At 70.5% G+C, this 15431-nt stretch carries 13 protein-coding genes; 2 read left to right on the forward strand and 11 right to left on the reverse strand.

Going from position 1 to position 15431, the window contains the following annotated elements; genetic code table 11:
- Window positions 1–231: 231 nt before the first annotated feature.
- On the reverse strand, window positions 232–1374 hold the full coding sequence (locus VMS22_13765; GenBank protein ID HXJ35093.1) for a CaiB/BaiF CoA-transferase family protein: 1143 nt from the start codon (window positions 1372–1374) through the stop codon (window positions 232–234).
- Between the two features lie 44 nt (window positions 1375–1418).
- Entirely contained in the window at window positions 1419–2099 is a 681-nt protein-coding gene (locus tag VMS22_13770) for a hypothetical protein (protein ID HXJ35094.1), read from the reverse strand.
- A 95-nt stretch (window positions 2100–2194) separates the two neighbouring features.
- Here VMS22_13770 and VMS22_13775 point away from each other — a divergent pair, with 95 nt between their 5' ends.
- Window positions 2195–2911, forward strand: coding sequence for a pyridoxine 5'-phosphate synthase (locus VMS22_13775; GenBank protein ID HXJ35095.1), 717 nt, complete (start codon window positions 2195–2197; stop codon window positions 2909–2911).
- A 138-nt stretch (window positions 2912–3049) separates the two neighbouring features.
- Window positions 3050–5929, forward strand: a complete 2880-nt coding sequence (locus tag VMS22_13780; protein ID HXJ35096.1) for a response regulator — start codon at window positions 3050–3052, stop codon at window positions 5927–5929.
- Here the strand turns inward: VMS22_13780 and VMS22_13785 are convergent.
- The 9 genes from VMS22_13785 to VMS22_13825 form a co-directional block, all read right to left on the reverse strand.
- The gene (locus VMS22_13785; protein HXJ35097.1) at window positions 5926–6816 is read right to left on the reverse strand and encodes a metal ABC transporter permease; all 891 of its coding nucleotides are present in this window, start codon (window positions 6814–6816) and stop codon (window positions 5926–5928) included. The two genes, VMS22_13780 and VMS22_13785, sit on opposite strands and share 4 nt — an antisense overlap.
- Window positions 6813–7529 carry a metal ABC transporter ATP-binding protein gene (locus VMS22_13790; GenBank protein ID HXJ35098.1) on the reverse strand — a complete coding sequence of 239 codons (717 nt, stop codon included), beginning with the start codon at window positions 7527–7529 and terminating at the stop codon, window positions 6813–6815. Before VMS22_13790 ends, VMS22_13785 begins: the two co-directional genes overlap by 4 nt.
- A 2-nt stretch (window positions 7530–7531) precedes the next feature.
- On the reverse strand, window positions 7532–8428 hold the full coding sequence (locus VMS22_13795) for a zinc ABC transporter substrate-binding protein (protein ID HXJ35099.1): 897 nt from the start codon (window positions 8426–8428) through the stop codon (window positions 7532–7534).
- Window positions 8398–9108 (reverse strand): hypothetical protein, encoded by a 711-nt coding sequence (locus VMS22_13800; GenBank protein ID HXJ35100.1) that lies wholly within the window; start codon window positions 9106–9108, stop codon window positions 8398–8400. The genes VMS22_13795 and VMS22_13800 overlap by 31 nt, the downstream gene beginning before the upstream one ends.
- A gap of 55 nt (window positions 9109–9163) precedes the next feature.
- Complete coding sequence (locus tag VMS22_13805; GenBank protein ID HXJ35101.1) at window positions 9164–10546, reverse strand: NAD(P)/FAD-dependent oxidoreductase; 1383 nt, start codon at window positions 10544–10546, stop codon at window positions 9164–9166.
- Between the two features lie 236 nt (window positions 10547–10782).
- A complete protein-coding gene (locus tag VMS22_13810; protein ID HXJ35102.1) occupies window positions 10783–12204 on the reverse strand; it encodes a cation:proton antiporter in 1422 nt (473 codons plus the stop codon).
- A 55-nt stretch (window positions 12205–12259) separates the two neighbouring features.
- Window positions 12260–13627, reverse strand: coding sequence for an FAD-dependent oxidoreductase (locus tag VMS22_13815; GenBank protein ID HXJ35103.1), 1368 nt, complete (start codon window positions 13625–13627; stop codon window positions 12260–12262).
- A complete protein-coding gene (locus tag VMS22_13820; GenBank protein HXJ35104.1) occupies window positions 13624–14592 on the reverse strand; it encodes a hypothetical protein in 969 nt (322 codons plus the stop codon). Before VMS22_13820 ends, VMS22_13815 begins: the two co-directional genes overlap by 4 nt.
- Window positions 14586–15431 (reverse strand): hypothetical protein (locus tag VMS22_13825; GenBank protein HXJ35105.1); only part of this gene is annotated, 846 nt, incomplete at its 5' end. The genes VMS22_13820 and VMS22_13825, both read right to left, overlap by 7 nt.

The following is a 15431-nucleotide window of genomic DNA, read 5'->3' on the forward strand; positions in this document are numbered from 1 at the left end:
GTTCTCGAGCCGCTGAGTCTAGCTCGGTGCCGCGAGGTTGGGGCAGGGCTTCGGCTTCGGCTCCGCCGCGCGGGAAAACATGCAGGGCGCCACGGCCCAGACATTCCGTCGCGCCGCTTCGCAGGCGCCTCCGCCCTGCCCCCAACCTCGCGACGACCGGCGCGTGCCCCGCCAGCCCCTCTGCTCGCTGGCGCTTCGCCCCCGTCGCTCGCGATCGTCAGCGGGTGGACGCTACACGACGCCGTTTTTGCGGAGGGTGGCTATGGCGGTGGGATCGAGGCCCAGCGACGTCAGGACGTCGTCGGTGTGGGCGCCGAGGGTGGCGGGTGGGGTGCGGATGGAGGCGGGGGTGTCCGAGAGGGAGATGGGTGGGCCGAAGAAGCGGGTCGGGCCGGCGGGCGTCTGCATCTCGACGACCATGCCGCGGTGGCGGAGCTGCGGGTCGGCGAAGGCTTCTTCGAGCGTCGCGACGGGCGCGTAGCAGATGTCGAGCGCGCCGAGCTCCGCGGTCCACGCGGCGAGCGTCTTCTTCCGGAAGGCGTCGCGGAAGAACGCGAACATCCGCGTGCGTTCCTCTCCCTCCGCCCACTGGAGGGCGACGAAGTCCTCGCGACCGAAGTGCCGGCAGAGCGTCGCCCAGAAGTGGCCCTCGTACGCGCCGATCGTGAGGTGGCGCCCGTCGGCGGTTTCGTAGACGGCGTAGCAGGGGAAGTGTCCCGTGAGCTGCTCGCGCCCGCGCGTGGGGAGTGTGCCGGAGAACAGGTAGAGCACGGTGTGATACACGTTCCACGCTGCCGCGCCGTCGAGCATGGCGACGTCGACGAGCTGGCCGCTCCCGGTCGTCTCGCGCGCGATGAGCGCGGAGAGAATGCCGACGGCGGCCATGAGCGAGCCCGCTCCGATGTCCGCGATCTGCACGCCGGGGATGACGGGCGCGCGCCCGGCCTCGCCCACGTATTCCAGCACGCCGGCCTGCGCGAGGTAGTTGACGTCGTGGCCGACGCGATCGCGGTACGGCCCGTCCTGCCCGTAGCCGGAGATGGCGCAGTAGACGAGCCGTGGATTGTCGCGACGCAGCGTCTCGTAGTCGATCCCGAGCCGCGCGGCGACGCCGGGCCGAAACCCTTCGAGCACCACGTCGGCGTCGCGCGCGAGCCGCACGAAGAGCTCGCGGCCGCCGGGGGCCTTCAGGTTGAGCGTCATGCTCCGCTTGTTGCGTGCGAGGAACGGAATGCCGGTCGCGAACGGATCGTTCGGCGCCGTGATCGTCAGCACGTCCATGCCCAGGTCGGCGAGCAGGGTCGAGCAGAACGGACCCGGGAGCTGGCGCGAGAGGTCCAGCATCCGGTAGCGGTGCAGTGGCGGGAGCCCCATCGAGCCGATGGGTCTACCGAGCGGGCCGGGGCGCGGTCAACGCGTCAGAGGAGCCATCCGAGCCGGTTGACGTTGATGCGATCCCAGCGCCACCGCGGCGCGACCTTCGTCGGGGCCGGCAGATCGAGCCCGACGGCGTGGGCGCGCGCCAGACCGGCGCCCACCGCGCTCGCCACGAGGCTCAGATACGCGAGGTCCTTCGGATCGGACACGGCCGTCGCGTCGGCGCTGCCGAGGAGCGCGACACCGACCACGCCCTCGTCGCCGCGCAGCGCGACCGCCGTCGTCCAGCCGAGCGCGCCGCACGCCGGGCCGACGCGCGGGTCGCGCTCGGCGAGCGTGATCGTGGCGACCGGCCCGACGCAGTCGTGCAGCGCCTCGGCGACGCACGACGGCAGCGCGCGCGCGGCGTCGACGCACGGCGCGGCGAGGCGGAAGCTGCCCTGCCGCTCGTCGCGCAGGTAGACGGCGTGGCGGCACGCACCCGGCAGGCGCGCGAGCGCGGCGTCGAGCGATGCGATGAGCGCGCGCGGACCTTCGCGCAACGCCGCCGCGGCGGCGAGCTCCGTCAGCATGCGTCGGTAGCGGCTCTCCGACCAGCAGGTGACCACGAGCGAAATGCAGCTCGGGCACATGCCGCGGAGGTATGCACCGTCGGACGCGAAGGGACGGGCGCACCGGGTGCAGTTGCAGACGCGAAGTGGGTTGCGTTGCGCAGCGGTCATCGGAAGAACCTCTCGCCCTAGTGATGAGCGAGGAGCGTGCCAACGGCGATCGTGCCCCTCGCCGCGGCGCGTTGGTTGCGATAGGTCAGGCCCGGATGGTGCGACTCTCCGTCAACGTCAACAAGGTCGCGACGCTTCGCAACGCGCGCGGCGGCTCCGTGCCCGACGTCGTGCGCGCCGCGCGCGCCGCCGTCGCGGCGGGTTGCCACGGCATCACCGTCCATCCTCGTCCGGACGGCCGCCACATCCGCCATCGTGACGTGCTCGATCTCGCGGCTGCGCTCACGGTCGAGCTCAACATCGAAGGCTATCCGTCGGCGGAGTTTCTGGATCTCGTCTGCCGCGTCCGGCCCGCGCAGTGCACGCTCGTCCCCGATGCACCCGACGCGCACACGTCAAACGCCGGCTGGGCGCTGGGTTCCGACCTCGGGTGGCTGGCGCCGGTGATCGCGCGGCTTCACGAGCACGGCATCCGCGTGAGCCTGTTCGCGGACCCGATCGAGGCCCACATGGCCGCCGCGCGCGGTCTCGGCGCCGACCGGGTGGAGCTCTACACCGAGCGCTACGCGCGGGCGTTCGAGACGCCGGACGGACCGGCGGTCTTCGAGACGTATCGGCGGGCAGCCGTCGCGGCGGGTGCGACGGGGCTCGGCCTCAACGCAGGACACGACCTCGATCTCGTGAATCTGCCGTACCTCGCACGGCATCTGCCGGGGCTGCTCGAGGTGTCGATCGGTCACGCGCTCGTCGCCGACGCGCTCTTTCTTGGCCTCGATGCCGCGGTGCGCGCGTACCTCGACGCACTTCGTTGAACAAGTCCCTGTCCCGGTGTCGACGTTGTGACACCCCGGTTCGCGTGATCGGGACCACGGAAGGCGCGTCGTCCGGGGGCGCGAGGGGCATGGCACTTGCTTTGACGGGCGGTGGGCACCCGTGCCCGCGCCGTGCTCATGCGCCCGAAAGCGTCCCGGTTCGTCCGGGACATCCTGCACGAAGAGACGAAGCATGTGCTCGTCGAGCGCGTGCGTGCGGTGCTCTCGTTCGGCGCCGTGGCGACGGTCTTCAGCATGCTCGTCGACCTGCGGTCGGGCGGGCCGCATCTCTCGACGCTGCTGCTCACGAAGCTGCTCTGCGCCTGCCTGTACGCGTGCGGTGCTATCCTCGTGTCGGCGGCGCGCGGGCGCACCTGGCAGCGGACGCTTCGCAACGTCGTCCCGGCGGCGTGCCTGCTCGGCTTCGTGCCGGGCGCGATCTCGGTTCAGCTCGACGAGCCGCTCATGGCGGCCTACATCCTCTCGGTCGTCACGCTCGGCGGCGCCATCTTCTTTCCGTGGGGCCCGCGGCCCCACATGGTGCTGACGGCGGTCGCGAGCGTCTCGTTCGCGCTCAGCACCTACGGCTGTCCCGACGTCACGGCCAACCTCGTCGTGTGCGTCGTGTCGGCGTTCGGCGCCAGCGTCTACGCGGCGTCGACGTTCGAGCGGCAGCGGCTCGAGCGGACGGCGCTCGATCTGCAGCGCCGCGGCCAGCAGCGGGTCTTGGAGCTGATCGCCGCCGATGCGTCGTCCGACGACGTGCTCGAAGCGCTGGTCGGGATCTTCGCCGAGCAATGGCCGACCGCGCGCTGCGCGCTGCTCACGTTCGACGAGGCGGGCAAGCACCTGAAGGTCGTTCGCACGCTCAACCTGCCCGCGGACTTCATCGACCTGATGGACGGCATCGACACGAGCCCGGCCGACGCCGACTGGGGCCGCCGCCGCTTTCAGCGCGTCGTCGAGATGGAGCTCACCCGAGCGGACGAGCGCTGGATCCGCGGGCAGGCGGTCGCCAAACGGGAAGGGCTCCTCGCGGGGTGGTCCGAAGCGATCCGCTCGCCCGACGGTGCGCCCCTCGGTGCATTCGCCCTCTACGACAGTGCGCCGCGCGTGCCCGACGCCTGGGAGCTCTCGCTCGTCGACGGGATCGTCGGCATCGCGAGCATCGCCCTCGAGCGGCAGCGCAGCCGCCGGCAGCTCGAGCGGTACGTCGAGGAGCTGTCGCGCGCCCGCGACGACGCGCTGGCGTCCACGCGTGCGAAGTCCGAGTTCCTCGCCAACATGAGCCACGAGATCCGCACGCCGATGAACGGCGTGATCGGCATGACCGACATCCTGCTCGACACGACGCTGAGCGACGAGCAGCGCGACTATGCGCTCACGATCCGGCGCTGCAGCGACACGCTGCTCACCGTCATCAACGACATCCTCGACTTCTCGAAGATCGAGGCCGGCAAGATGACGATCGAGCGCGTCGACCTGGACCTGCGCGTCGTGGTCGAAGAGGTGGCGGATTTTCTCGCGCCGAAGGCCAACGAGAAGGGGCTCGAGCTCGCGTCCGCCATCCCCCCCGACTTCCCGGGCCTGGTGCAGGGCGATCCGAGCCGGCTCCGGCAGGTGCTCACGAACCTGGTCGGCAACGCGATCAAGTTCACCGACCGGGGCGAAGTGACGATCGCGCTGCGCACCCTCGCGGAGACCGACGACGACCTCACCTTCGAGCTCTCGGTGCGCGACACCGGCATCGGCATCGTGCCCGAGCGGCAGGGCGCCATCTTCGAGAGCTTCACGCAGGTCGACGGCAGCTCGACGCGCCGGCACGGCGGCACGGGGCTCGGGCTCACCATCTCGCGGCAGCTCGTCGAGCTGCTCGGCGGGACGGTCGGCCTCGAGAGCGCGGTGGGGCAGGGGAGCACGTTCTGGGTTCGCATGACGTTGCCGCGGCAGCGCATCACCGAAGAGGCCGCCGGGAGCGCGCCGGCCGTGCTGCGCGGTGTCCGTGTGCTCGTGGTGGACGACAACGCGACGAATCGGGTGATCCTGCGCGAGCAGCTCCGGGCGTGGGGTTGCCGCACGCGCGAGGTGTCGAGCGGCGACGAGGCGATCGCCGCGCTCCGGCAGGCCGTCGACGACGATCCGTTCGGCCTCGTGATCCTCGACATGCAGATGCCGGAGATGGACGGTCGCACGACTGCACGGTTGATCCGCCGCAATCCGCGGCTCGCGGGGACGCCGCTCGTGCTGCTGTCGTCGATCGGGGCCGTGCGAGGCGGCAACGAGGCGGTGCGCGCGATGGGTTTCGACGCGGGGCTCTCGAAGCCCGTGCGCCAGTCGCAGCTCTGCGACACGCTGGTGCAGGTGCTCTCGGGTCGCCGGGAGGAGCGCCCGCTCATGCGCGCGCCGAGCGCGCCGATCGCGCCGGACGCCCCCCTCCGGGCCCTCATCGTCGAGGACAACCCCGTCAACCAGAAGATCGCCCACACCATGCTGGAGACGCTCGGCTGCCAGTGCGACTCGGTCGCCAACGGCCTGGATGCCCTCGAGGCGCTGGGGCGAACGTTCTACGACTTCGTGCTGATGGACGTGCAGATGCCGGTGATGGACGGCCTCGCGGCGACACGCGAGGTACGCCGTCGCGAGGCGGGGGGATCGCGCCTTCCCATCATCGCGATGACCGCGCATGCCATGCAGGGCGACCGCGAGCGGTGCCTGGCCGCGGGCATGGACGACTACATCGCCAAGCCGGTGTCGCGCGAAGCCTTTCGTCTGGCGCTCGGCCGCTGCGGCGCGCTCATCGCCGCGCGCCGGCAGGATGCGCTGCCCGCGCGCGAGCCGCACGCGGACGCCAACGGGAGCTCGCTCGACGCGATCGCGGCCGAGCTCGATCGCGGCGGCCAGGCCGAGAGCCTCGCCGACGCGCAGGCGGCGCTCGAGAAGGCGCGCCGGGAGCTCGAGCGGATGCGCGTCACCGTCGACGGACGTCCGCGGACCGACAAGCCCGGATCGGCTTCCTAGGCAGGCCGATCGCCGCGCGCGAGCGCGCGGAGCCAGCCCAGCGCGAGCGTGCAGAAGAAGAGCACGCTGAGCGCCAGCACCACGGCGCCGCCGCTCGGGACCTGCAGCCGGCTCGAGATGAAGAGACCCGTCACGCCCGCGAGCAGTGCGGTCGCGATGCTGAGGCCGAGGTAGCTCCGGGTGTCGCGCGCGAGATTGCGCGCCGCCGCCGCCGGGACGACGACCATCGCCTCGACGAGCAGGGCACCGATCACCTTCAGGCTGACCACGATCGCCGCCGTGAGCAGGACGACGAACACGTAGTCGATGAGCGCCGACGGCACGCCGCGGACGCCCGCGAGCGCCGGGTCGAGGCTGTCGAGCAGCAGGCGGTTGTAGATCCAGGCGAGCGCGAGCGTCACGACGACGCCGATCCCGAGCAGGAGCGCCAGGTCGGCGTCCGTCACGGTGAGCAGGCTGCCGAACATCACTGCCTCGACCTGGTGGATGTTGAAGCGCTTGGTGACCGCGACCAGCAGACAGATGCCGAGCCCGAGCGTCATCGACAGGAAGACGCCGACGAGCGTGTCGGACGGCAGGGAGGCGTGGCGCTTGATGGCGACCATGGCGAGCGCCGACAGGAAGCAGAACCCGAAGATGCCGCCGTAGGCGCCGTTCAGCGGCTCGCCCAGCACGATGCCGATCGTGAGGCCCGTCAGCGCCGCCTGCCCGAGCGCCGCACTGAAGAAGGAGAGCCGCCGGGCGACGACGAGATGGCTCATGCCGCCCAGCAGCGGCGCCAGGACGAACACCGAGATGAGCCCGCGGGTGAAGAACGCGTAGCGGAACGCGTCCGGCAGCGTGCCGCGCTCGGCGAGCGCGGCGAGCCATGCATAGAGGTCGGTCACGGCTCCACGATCCCCGCGGCCGAGGCGAACGCGCCCGCCAGGTCCCTGGTGAGCACGGCGTCGGGCGGACCCGTTCGCCGCACGCTGCGGTCGAGGAGGGTCACGTCGTCGGCGATGCGACGGGCCTGCTCGAGATCGTGCGATACCATGAGGATGCCGGTGCGCGCCGACCGCTTGAGGTCGTCGAGGAGGCGCTCGAGTTGCCCGACTGCGGTCTCGTCGAGGCCGCTCGCCGGCTCGTCGAGAAGCAGCATCTCGGGCACCGGATCGATGGCGTTGGCGAGGAGCACGCGCTGGAGCTCGCCACCCGAGAGGCCGGAGAGGAGGCGCGACGCGAAGCCGGGCAGGCCAACGCGCTCCAGGAGCTCCTCGATGCGGGATCGAAGCGCGCTCGCGATGCCGAAACACACCGGCCGGCGCTGCCGCGAGAGCGCCAGGAACTCGCCCACCGTGACCGGCAGCGTGCGATCGACCGCGAACGACTGCGGCACGTAGCCGATGTCCGCGGTCGCCCGCCAGTGGAACCGGATGCTGCCCGTGAAATCGACGCGGCCGAGGACCGCCGCAAAGAGCGTGCTCTTGCCGGCGCCGTTCGGGCCCACCAGGAGGTGCACCGAGCCGTGGTCCACGGCCAGCGACACGCCGGAGAGCAGGCGCCGGCCGTCGCGCTGCACCGTGACGTCGTCGATCTCGAGCAGGACGGGGCCGCGCATGCCTACTTGCTCGCGTCGGTCACGAGCGCCGTCACCATGGCGTCGACGTTCTTCTGCATCTCCATCTCGAACTTGTCGGGGGTGTACGCACCCGAGGCGATGTGGCTGATGATGTACACGCGCGCATGGCCCTCGTCGCGCAGGACCTTCAGGAGGGCCTCCGGGAACGTCTCCTCGCTGAACACGACGGTGATCTTCTCGCGCGTGAGGAGGTCGACCATCTTCCCGAGCTCCTGGGCCGACGGGACGAGGCCGTGCGCCGGCTCGACCACACCGGCGATCTCGATGCCGAACTCCTGCATGAGGTAGCCGTAGCCGTCGTGGACGGTGACGACGCGGTTCACGCGCGCGTCGACCAGCCGCTCGGCGGCGCGGCTCTTGATGGCGCGCAGGCGCCGCGCGTAGTCGGCGGCGTTCTTCCGGAACGTCTCGGCCAGCTCCGGGCGGAGGGCGCCGAGGGCGTTCGCGATCGCGTACGTCTGCTGGATCGCGTTCGAGAACGAGATGAACGTGTGCGAGTTGACGGTGCCGCCGTTCGCGGCCTTCAAGAGCGGGACGCCCTCGTTCGGCTTCACGACGGCGAGGGTCGTGTTCCCCGAGGCCTTGATCATGTCGAAGATGAAGTCGTCATGGCCGACGCCGTTGACGACGATGGCGTCGAGATCGCCCAGCTTCGCGATGTCCTGGGGCCGCGGCTGGTAGTCGCCGGCGTCGACCTCGCCCGGCAGGATGGGCCGGATCTCGACGTCCGTTCCGCGGATGACGTTCGCCGTCCAGGAATAGTAGGGGTGCAGCGTGACGCCGACCTTGAGCGGGGCCGCCGCGCGCGCCTGCGGATTCCACACCGCGAACGCGAGCGCGAAGACGGCTAGGAATCGCGAAACAGGCGATCGCGCCATCGATCCATCTCCTCTGCCGGGCTCGTGACCCGGATCTGCTGCCAGCCGGCGATGGCGGGATCGCCGATGATGCCCGGGCGCACGTCGCCCCCCGCGCGCTTCCAGTACGTGACGTGCAGGAGCGTGCCGTCGGGCAGGAGCTGGTGCTCCTCGTCGACGACCGACGGCGGTGGCGGCTTCTCCCCGGTCACGGGGTCGGGTTCCTGCGCGAGGATGAGGAACAGGGGGGCGCCGTCCGCTGACGACGGGACGCCGAGGTAGTTCACGACGAGCCCTTCGCGGCGTTCGCTCCATTGACGTCGCGCCTTGTCGAGAGGATCGGGCGCGAAGGGCGGAACGCCCGCGTCCGACAACGAAGCGACCGACGGCCAGCTACCGCTCTCGCCGCGGGCTCGCACCGCCTCGCCGGCGCCTTCCTGCATGGCGCGAAAAACGCGTTGCTCGCCGCCCGGGAGATCCTTGAACAGGACCTGGAACGGGAGCAGGGACCGTGCGGCGCTCGCCGGGTCGGAACGCCCCGTGCCGTACGTCTCGAACGCCACGACGTAGATCACGACCACGAGGACGGCCGTCGCGGCGAGAAAGAGCCAGGTGAGCTCGTCGCCCAGGCTCGGGGGCGCGACCTCGACCGTGCGAACGGTCGGGGCGCTTCTCGCTCCGCCTGCTGCGAACCGGGCCAAAACGCGCGCTACGCTAGCACCGGTTCAGTGCGCCGTCACACCGCGGGCATCGACCTCAGAAGAGCGGCTTGAAGGCGTCGGCCGTCATGTCGTTCAGCAGCTTGTGCCAGATGTGCCGCTCGTTCTTTTCGACCTCGCGGACCATGTCGCGCATGCGCTCGAGCACCGGCGGCTCGCCCTCGTCGTACACGTCGCCCTGCAGGAGCTTCAGCACGTCCAGGCGGTAGCGGGGATCGATGATGAAGTACGTGAACAGCACGTTCAGCCGGTAGTAGACCGAGATGAACTTGTACCAGTTGCTCGTGCCGTGCCGGATGGTCGTTTCGAAGTTCTGGAACGCCTGCTTCGAGACGTCGCCCTTTTCGAGCGCGGCCAGGATGTCCTTGTGCGCGAAGCGCGAGCTGTTGAGCGCGATGCTGACGCCGGTCGAGAAGATCGGGTCGACGAAGCGGCCGGCGTCGCCGACCATGAGCCAGCCGTCGCCGCAGATCTGCTTCATGGCGTAGCTGTAGTCGCCTTCCGCCGTGAAGGGTCGCACCTGCTCGGCGCGGCGGAGCGTCTCGGCCAGGTCGGGCCGCGTCGCGACGGTCTCCCAGAAGAGCTCCTCGCGGGACTTCGCCGTCTTCGCGAAATGCTGGCGCTGGGTCACGACGCCGATGCTGGTGACGTCGTCGGTGATCGGGATCTGCCAGAGCCAGGTGTTCGCCTCGGGCAGGAAGTGGATGAAGATGTAGTCCACCTGGGCGTCGTACTTCGCCCAGACCTTGCGATCGTAGCCGCGGAACCACGTGTGGATCGCGTACTGGTCGAACACCGGGTCCTTGACGCGGAGCTTCAGCTGCTTGCCGAGGAAGGTCTTGCGGCCGCTGGCGTCGACGACGAGGCGTGCCGTCGACGACATGTCCTTGCCGCCGACCGAGTAGTGCAGCTTCGGGAACTCGCCGTTCTGGAAGTCGACCTGGCGCACGAGCACGCCCTCGGCGACCGAGGCGCCGAGGCGGTGCGCGTGGTGGAGCAGCTCGTTGTCGAACTCGCCGCGGTCGACGTGGTACGTGTAGTTCTGGTTGACGCCGGGCTGGTCGCGCTCCTCGAAGCGGATGATCGCTTCCGTCTCGTTGCCGTTCTTCTCGGGGAGCGGCTGGCCGTTACGGTCTTCCTTCAGGTCCTCCCAGTCGACGTCGTAGATCTTGACGCCGGTGGCGGTCCAGGCGGCGCCCCACTTGTGCGGGAACTTGCGCGCCTCCATCGTCTTCAGGAAGTCGAGGTCGCTGAACACGCGCGTGGACGACGGGACGAGCGACTCGCCGACGTGCGGGCGCGGGAACAGCTCGCCTTCGAACACGGTGCACTTCACGCCGGCCTTCGCCAGATAGGCCGCCATGCTCGAGCCGGCCGGCCCTCCACCGATGATCGCCACGTCTACGTCGGGTTTGCTCACAATCAGGTTCCTCCGCGAAAAAGTGAGCCCCCTTTGTACCACACCTCCGCTACCCCGGAGCAAGTCATTCGGCCGTTCGATGCGCGCGCGAGAGCGACAAAAACGTGACGTTCACCCCGCAAAGTCATAGGCATCCCGACCCGCTCGAGGCAGCGAGGGGCCAGCGGACGCGAGGTCGACGTCCCCGGCGCCGCGTCCGCCGTCGGCATCACAATGTCGCCTGCGCGAAGGGTGGGCTACGACTTGGCGGCTTCCCCGCTCCAGACGGACTCGCGGGTGGCTTCGCGCAGCGTGAGCGCGTGCAGCACCGGCGTCGTCGCGAGGGTCGTCACCAGGGCCATGATGACGAACATGGCGAACAGGGTCGGCGACAGCACGCCCAGATCGAGGCCGATGTTGAGCACGATCAGCTCCATCAGCCCGCGCGTGTTCATGAGGATGCCGAGCGACGAGGCCTGCAGCCAATCGAGGCCGGTGAGGCGCGCCGCGACTGCCGTGCCGCCGAACTTCCCGAGCGACGCGACGAAGATGATCGTCGCGCACACGAGCCACTGTTCGAGGCCGCTCACGAGCCCGATCTGCGTCCGCATGCCGGTGAAGGCGAAAAACGCGGGCAGGAGCAGCACGACCACGACGTCCTCGAGCTTCTCGAGGAGGTCGCGCGCGAGCGCGGAGTCGTGCGGGACGCACGCGCCCAGCAGGAACGCGCCGAACAGCGCGTGAATGCCGATCCATTCCGTCGTGAGGGCGGAGAGGAGGAGCGCCACGCACACGAGCGCGAGCGTGCCCTGCGAGAGCTTCTTCTGTCGGGCGTGCCAGCGCACGAGATGCCAGACGAGCGGCCGGACGAGTGTCAGCACCGCGACGATGTAGCCGGCCGTGAGCCCGAGCGTCAGCAGGATGCTGCCGGGCTGGGCGTGCACGACGCCCACGATGAATGCGAGCAGGCACCACGCCGTGACGTCGTCGACCGCGGCACACGCGAGCGCGATGGTCCCGAGCCGGCTCTTGTGCATGCGCCGATCGGTGAGGATGCGTGCGAGCACCGGGAACGCGGTCACGGACATCGAGACGCCCATGAAGAGCGCGAAGACCGTGAAGGGCACGTTGCTCGACGAGAGCTGCGGATAGAGCCAGAGCGCGAGCGTGGCGCCGAGGAGGAAGGGCGCGACGATGCTCGCGTGCGAGATCGCGACGGTCGTGTGGGTTCGCTGGCGGAGGAGCCTCGTGTCGAGCTCGAGGCCGACCACGAACATGTAGAGGATCACGCCGACCTGCGAGAGGACGCCCAGGAACGGCGCGACCGTGGGCGGCAGGACGTACGCCGACACGTCGGGGGCCACGCGACCGAGGAGCGACGGTCCGAGCAGGATCCCCGCGAGCACCTCGCCGATGACGGCCGGCTGGTTCAGGAACTTGAAGAGCGCGCCCACGATGCGGGCGAGGACGATCACGACCACCAGCGCCAGCAGGATGTGGAGCAGGGCGTCGCCTGCCGCGTTCGACATGCCCACTCGCGGTGCGGCGAGCGTGGGGGCGTCAGGTGCGACCAGGTCCTGGCCCGCGTGGCGGATCAGGCCGAAGACCGCGATCGCGGCGGCGATCATCGCGCCATAGGCGAGCGCCGTCTTCGTGCGCTGGACGTGCTGGCCGGGCATCGGCCGATCGTAACGCAGTTGATTTCTCGCTGTCGAGTACGTCCGGCACGTCAGCTCACATTGGCTCTGCACGGGATTCCGCGCGGTCCGGGCGGGCCTCCGGGCGCCCGAGATGGCGCACGAATTCCCGTCCGAGGCGGAGTTGGTCGTGGAGGTGGCTGTAGAAGAAGAGCCCGCCGCGACCGAGCAGGTCGAGGTTCCGCAGCGGGCGGAGCCCGGCGACGACCGCGGCCACGGTCCGCGACCAGTCGAGCGCGTAGACCGGATAGGCGTTGGGGAGCAGGTGGTGGCGCCATTCGAGGACCTCGCGTGGCGCGATGAGGCCGACCCCGGCGAGCTCGTCCGTGACCCGTTCCGCGAGCGCGACGTCCGACAGCTTGGCGAGCGGATCTCCCGCGAAGCACGGGACCTCGGCGACGAGCGACGTCTCGTGCGCGGGCGCCATGTGCGGCGAGCGGTTCTTCGGCTCAGTCACGCGTGCGACGCACAACGACGGGTCCGGCAGGTAGAGCGAGGCGCTCGGCGACACGCGCGATCGGGCGAGGCGAACGAACATCAACCGCACGCTGCGGAAGCGGAGGGTTCCCGCGGCGCGGCGCGCGGTCTCGGGCACGACGTCGCCCAGGAGCCGCACGAGGACGGTCACCGGCAGCGTCGAGACGAGCCGGTCGGCGACCTCGACGGAAGGGCGCCCCTTGAGATGGATCGCCGTGATCCGATCGTCGCGCACCTCGAAGCCGCTCACGTCGTGCTCGGTACGCAGCGAACGCGCGGGAACGCTCGCGGCGAGCGCGGCCGGCAGCTCGCCGTAGCCGCCGAGCGGGTACAGGAAGCGCCCGTCGATGTGCTCGACCTTGCGGCGCGGCGCCAGCAGCTCGACCAGTAGCGAGCGCAACGTCATGCCGCTCAGCCGCCGCGTCGCGATGTCCGGCGAGAGCTGCTCGGCGGGAAGGCCCCAGAGCTTCTCCGAGTAGTGGATGAGGAAGCGACGGGCGAGCGTCTCTCCGAACTGGGCGATCGCGAAGTCGGCGAAGCTCACGCACGGTGGTCCCGGCAGCCGGCTGCGCACGAGGTCGCGCGCGACGCGGCCGATCTGCGCGATGCCGCCCGAGAGCAGCATCCCGAGCGGCGTGGGGGGAAAGTCGATGAAGCGGCGTCCGTCGTAGATCCGGCTGGGCGCCTCGACGGCGACCAGCCGCGTGCCGAGCAGCGCACGAACGTCGGCGGTCGATTCCGGGTCCTGGTCGTGGAAGCGATGCGCGCCGGCGTCGTAGCGGTGCGCGCCGCACTGGAAGGTGCGACAGAGGCCGCCCAGCTCGGCGGAGCGCTCGAAGAGCGTCGTCGGAATGCCGGCACGCGTCGCGTAGTGCGCGACCGCGAGGCCCGCCGGACCGCCGCCGACGACACTGAGGGACCTCGTCATGGGGAGGCGTCCCCTTCGCGCGGATGCACGCCCGGCGCAAGCCCCACCACCAGCAGCGCGACGAGGAGGTAGTCGAGGGTGTGCTCGAAGTCGTGCGCGGCGATGAGCGCCGACAACCGGGCGTCCGGCCGGGCGGCGCGGGCGGCGCCGGTGACGATCGCGCCGATCGCGAGGTAGGCGAGCAGGAGGGCGCCGCTGGCGAGCGCGATGGCGAGATCGGCGCTCGAGGCCCGGGAGGGCGATCGGTCGGGCTGCCATCGGCCGACGGCGAGGAGCACGGCGAACGCGAGCGGCAGCGTCACGACGAGATGCGTGGCGGCTTCGCGCGCCTGGTGCCCCAAGTGGCGAGGATCCGCCAAGGTATCGAGCGGCAGCCCACCGCACAGGATGGTCAGAACGACGGTCGCGACGCCGACTCCGCCGAGCCAGACCATGCGGGCGGCCCTGCGCGGCGTACGGGCGCGGCCGTCGAGGAGCCGCTGGACCAGCACGCCGAGCACGACCGCGGCGGCGACGTACGCGAGCGTCGAGAGCAGGTGGTATCCCCAGTGAATGCCGGCGACGGGCGCATCGTCGTCGCGAAGATACGATTGGAGCACCTCGCGCCGGGCCACGTCCGCTCCCCACTCGCGCGCAGCGGCCATCCACGCGCCGGCGACGAGGGCCACGGCTGCGGCGAGCGCCAGAATCCGCACCGCTCGCGAGGGGGCCGACGTGCAGCGCGGGCCGTACACCGTCGCCGCCGCGACCGAGGCCGCCGCGTAGAGCGCGACGACCGGGAGCTCGCGCAGGAAGTGACGCCAGTAGAGGATCGTCTGTGCGAGGGTGTAGCGGCCGCCCTCGTGAACGACGGTGCCGAGCAGCCACGGCGTTCCGTGGTCGAGCGCGAGCCACAGGTAGGACCCGATCAACGCGCCGGCAGGTACGCCGGCGAGCCACGAGAGGAGCACGCGATCGGTCACCACCGGACGACTCCGCGCAGGATCTGCATGTCGCGCCAGTCCCAGACGCGCTCGGGATGCTGGTCGACGTTGGCGGGCGATGCGTTCCAGTACAGCGGCGCCGGCGAGGTCGCGCCGTGGACCGCGACGAAGAGACTCCACAGGAACGTTGCCGCAGCGAGCGGAGCGATCGCGAGCTGGACGGATCGCGACGACGTCCGGAAGGCGTCGATGGCCGGGACGAGGAGCACGACGAGCAATGGGACGATCTCCGCCAGATGGCGCGGACCGAAGGACCAGCCCGCCCACCACTTGCGCGCGAGGAACGAGATCATCACCCAGTAGACCACGATGCCGACCGCGAGGGTTCGATAGAGCGCCGCGTGCGGGCTGCGCGAGCCGAAGGCTGCCGCCATGCCCCACAGCGAGAAGACGAGGATCGGCGTGAACACGAAGAGCCCACGATTGGGGCTCACCAGGTGACCCGCGAGGCCCTGGGCGAATCGCGAGAGCGACATCACGTACGGCGACGTGCTGTCGTAGCTGAAGTAGTACGGCGGGAGCACCGTGCCGTACATCCACAGCGACCATGCGACGAATGCCGCGGCGGACGTCGCGCCCAGCAGCGCGTAGCGAGGCCACGCCTGCGGCCGGTGAACCGCGACGAAGGCGCTCAGTACGACGATCACCGGTGCGCAGGTGGGGCGCGTCACGAACGCGAGCGCGAGCGCCAGCGCCGCCCACACGGCGTGACGGCCGTCGTACATGACCAGCAGGAGCAAGGCCGCGAGGAGCACCGGGATCACGGCGTTGTGCGTGAACAGGCCGCCCGCATGGATCGGGAGGTGGACGGTCGCGAACCC

Source organism: Candidatus Eisenbacteria bacterium (assembly GCA_035577985.1).
Classification (GTDB): domain Bacteria; phylum Desulfobacterota; class Binatia; order DP-6; family DP-6; genus DATJZY01.